Source organism: Streptomyces sp. WELS2, assembly GCF_013870595.1.
In the GTDB taxonomy this organism is placed as follows: Bacteria; Actinomycetota; Actinomycetes; order Streptomycetales; family Streptomycetaceae; genus Streptomyces.
Window position 1 is genome coordinate 1 of the sequence record NZ_JACBWZ010000722.1, and the last position, 3,180, is coordinate 3,180.

At 73.9% G+C, this 3,180-nt stretch carries 5 protein-coding genes and 1 pseudogene; 2 read left to right on the forward strand and 4 right to left on the reverse strand.

Annotated elements, in window-relative coordinates; genetic code table 11:
- On the reverse strand, positions 1 to 314 hold a 314-nt coding region (locus H5J33_RS28755; RefSeq protein ID WP_399552948.1), incomplete at its 3' end, for an alcohol dehydrogenase catalytic domain-containing protein.
- A 135-nt stretch (positions 315 to 449) separates the two neighbouring features.
- On the opposite strand from H5J33_RS28755, the gene H5J33_RS28760 reads away from it, so the two are divergent.
- Positions 450 to 1,430: a LysR family transcriptional regulator gene (locus tag H5J33_RS28760; protein WP_181797747.1), complete on the forward strand. Its 981-nt coding sequence runs from the start codon at positions 450 to 452 to the stop codon at positions 1,428 to 1,430.
- Positions 1,431 to 1,484: 54 nt separating this feature from the next.
- Here the strand turns inward: H5J33_RS28760 and H5J33_RS28765 are convergent, their stop codons facing one another.
- Entirely contained in the window at positions 1,485 to 1,823 is a 339-nt protein-coding gene (locus tag H5J33_RS28765; protein ID WP_181797748.1) for a MerR family transcriptional regulator, read from the reverse strand.
- Positions 1,824 to 2,079: 256 nt separating this feature from the next.
- Between H5J33_RS28765 and H5J33_RS28770 the strand changes: the two genes are divergently transcribed.
- Positions 2,080 to 2,454, forward strand: a complete 375-nt coding sequence (locus H5J33_RS28770; protein WP_181797749.1) for a hypothetical protein — start codon at positions 2,080 to 2,082, stop codon at positions 2,452 to 2,454.
- Positions 2,455 to 2,581: 127 nt separating this feature from the next.
- Here the strand turns inward: H5J33_RS28770 and H5J33_RS28775 are convergent.
- Positions 2,582 to 2,773, reverse strand: a pseudogene (locus H5J33_RS28775) (SCO5918 family protein); the annotation flags it as partial.
- 15 nt (positions 2,774 to 2,788) lie between these two features.
- Positions 2,789 to 3,058, reverse strand: coding sequence for a CBS domain-containing protein (locus H5J33_RS28780; RefSeq protein ID WP_181797750.1), 270 nt, complete (start codon positions 3,056 to 3,058; stop codon positions 2,789 to 2,791).
- Positions 3,059 to 3,180 lie beyond the last annotated feature (122 nt).

Consider the following 3,180-nt stretch of genomic DNA (forward strand, 5'->3'; position numbering starts at 1 on the left):
CTGTCCGGCAGCTCGGCGAGCGCACCGGTCGGCACCGCCACGTACTCCGCCCAGCCGCCCGCCATGGGATGGCCGACGACCCGGGTGATCCCGGACGGCCCGCTGCCGTCGGCGGCCGGCTGCACCACCAGGCCCGCGATGTCCTTGCCCGGGCGGTCGCCGGGCGCGGGCCGCTCCAGCCTGAACGTCTCGCCCCGGTTGACCGAGAAGGCCTCCACCTTCACCAGCGCCTCGTCGGGGCGCGGCACCGGCTCGGCGACGTCGGCGAGCACGACCGGCTCGGCGGGATCCGCGGTCGGTACGAAGGCTTTCATCGTGGTCTTCCCCTCGGTGGCCCCGGGCCGTCCCCGGTGTGGCGTCCGGGACCATCCGACCGCGGGGTGCGGGCGCCCGGCCAACAACCGGTCCGGCCCGCCGACAACGCGCGGTTGTCGCCTAGGGTCAGCGGCATGGACCTCGACCTCACCCTGGTCCGCGCCTTCGTCGCGACCGCCGGGACACTGCACTTCGGGCGGGCCGCGAAGGAGCTGGGCATCAGTCAGCAGGCCCTGTCCAAACGCATCGCGCGGCTGGAGGAGAACCTCGGGGCGAGGTTGTTCGAGCGCCGGGGCGGCATCCGGTTGAGCGCGGCGGGCGAGCGGTTCCTGCCGGCCGCGTGTGAGGCGCTCGCGGCGGGCGAGCGGGCGGTCGCGGCGGTGACGGGCGCCGGACCGGTCGTACGGATCGACACGTGGGGCCATCTGTACGCGCCGATGCGTACGGTCGCCGAGGCGGCGGTCACGCTCGGCGGGGTGCGGTGGGAGCCGGGCCCCGGACGCGACTGGCCGTCGGTCGCCCAGGCACTGCTGCGCGGCGACACGGACCTGGGCTTCGGCCGGGTGCACCCGCTGCCCGACGGCCGGGACGCGAGGCTCACCCAGCGTCTGGTGCGGCTGGAACCCGTCGACGTGCTGGTGGGCCCGTCCCACCCGTCGGCCGGCGCCGGCGCGCTGCGGCCCGCCGATCTGCGCGACAGCGTGCTGTGGTGCCCGGCCGAACTGGACCGCCTGGACTTCCTGCGCCGCTTCGCCGACGAGTTCGGGATCGCGCGGCGGCACGACGGCCCCAATCTGGGCCTGGACCACCTGCTGCGGCGGCTGCGTACCGACTCCGAGGGCTTCACCCTCTTCCCCGCCGACGCGCCGCTGCCGGACCACGGCGACCTGCGCTGCGTACCGCTCGTCGAGCCGACACCGCTGTACGCGTGGTCGCTGGCCTGGCGGGAGTCCTCCCGGCACCCGCTGCTCGGCACCCTGCTGCGCGGCTTCGCGGAAGCCGGCCGGGCCCGCCGCTGGCTGGAGTACGCACCGGGACGGGACTGGCTCCCGGACACCGACCACCCGAAACTCGCCATCCGGCGGGACGCCGGCCCTCCGCCGCCACGGCCCTGACGGGCGGTTCCACGGCGCGGGGCACGGCGGACCGGCGAGGGCGGCGGCGCGCCCTCAGCCGGTGCCGCCCGCCGATTCGCCGGCGGCACGGCGGTACTCGGCGTTGATGCGCTGCGCTTCCTCGAGCTGGTCCTCGAGGATGACGATGCGGCACGCGGCCTCGATCGGGGTCCCTCTGTCGACGAGCTCACGGGCGCGAGCGGCGATCCGCAGCTGGTAGCGGGAGTACCGGCGGTGTCCTCCTTCCGAGCGGAGGGGAGTGATCAGCCGGGCCTCACCGATGGCCCGGAGGAACGCCGGGGTGGTGCCGAGCATCTCCGCCGCCCGGCCCATGGTGTACGCGGGGTAGTCGTCGTCGTCCAGACGATCACTCAGAGGGTTGTCCGATGTCATGTCACCTCGCTGTGCAACGCGTCGAGGGCCCTGATGCCGTACGGCACCGGGGCCCCGAGGGAAATTCAACACCATCCGCCGGCCCTACCGCTGTGCCGGCCTTCTCTGAGGGGTCTCGCCGATCCATGTCTACGGAAGAAATCCTACCTCCGTGAAAGACGGAAATCTATTGCTGCAAGATGAGATTCCGCTTGGGCGACCGCTTCCCGCCCCGCGGGGGGTGCGGGGGCGGCCGGGCCGCATAAGCTCTGCTGTCATGTCGAACCCTGATGAGCTGCTCGTCGCCATCTCCGCCGCCGTGGAATCCGAGCGAAGCAATCAGATGTCGCTGACCGTGGTCGTCGGCGGCGCCGTGATCACCGGCCGGTTGGCCCCCGAGGCCGTGTGGAGGGAGCGGGTGGCGGAGGTCCTGAAGGACTCGGACCGGCTCGGCCCGTTCGCGGGCGTCTTCGGACCGGAGCCGCGAGGGGCCCGGTCCGGTCGCGGCGAGGCGCCCACGCATCTGCACTTCCACCTCGCCCGGATCCTGCAGGGCAGCCTCGGCATCCCGGAGACGGGAGGCATGTACCGGGTCGCGATCAAGGACGTCAGCGCCTGGTCCGTGGGCGATCTCAGCTACTCCGACCGGTGAGACCCCGTCCCGGCCCCGTCGCCCGGCCGGTGTCGTCCGAACGGACGGCGGCATAGCGGTGGGGGCCCTGCCGGCACTTGTCGGCAGGGCCCCCACCGGGATCCCGAGGACGGTCTCCCGCCCGTCGTCATACGGCCACGGGACCGGGGCCGCCGAGCAGCGCCGAGGCGGTCTCCGGCGCACCGGGCCCGCCCGCACCCAGGGGCGCGGCCCAGGGCTGGTCGTGGCAGGTGAAACCGAGGCGTGTCATGGCCCGGGTGACCTCGCCGGCGGTGGAGTCACGCGGGTCCTGCCGGGTGAGGACCCGGCCCACCTGCCGCGTCCATGCGCTGTGTCATCGCCCGGTACCCGTTCGAAGAGAAGGGCCGTCGAGGACGTCCCGCAGCCGGATCCGGTCCGTGTAGGCGGAACTGTCGCGGAGCCCGGCGAGCCGGACCAGGGTCACCAGTCCCGTGCTCCGGTCGTCCTCGTCGCACACGGTCAGGTACTCGACCCGGGCACCCGCCATGACGGCCAGGGCCACCTCGACGGTCATGTCGTCCCACACCCGGGGGCCGGGCCCTTCGACGTCCCCGTCCGCGGTCGGGGGGGCGGGGTCCGGCATGCGGTGCTGCGTACGCGTCGGCGTCAAGGGTGTCTCCTTCGGTAGAGGCGGGACGGCCTGGAGCCGGTGGTCCCGGAAGACCGGGGGGCTTCCGGGACCGCGCCGCTCTAGGCGGCCGAGTC

Coding starts and splice junctions, on each gene's coding strand:
- H5J33_RS28760 (WP_181797747.1), top strand. CDS start 450: ATGGACCTCGACCTCACCCTGGTCCGCGCCTTCGTCGCGACCGCCGGG.
- H5J33_RS28765 (WP_181797748.1), bottom strand. CDS start 1,823: ATGACATCGGACAACCCTCTGAGTGATCGTCTGGACGACGACGACTAC.
- H5J33_RS28770 (WP_181797749.1), top strand. CDS start 2,080: ATGTCGAACCCTGATGAGCTGCTCGTCGCCATCTCCGCCGCCGTGGAA.
- H5J33_RS28780 (WP_181797750.1), bottom strand. CDS start 3,058: ATGCCGGACCCCGCCCCCCCGACCGCGGACGGGGACGTCGAAGGGCCC.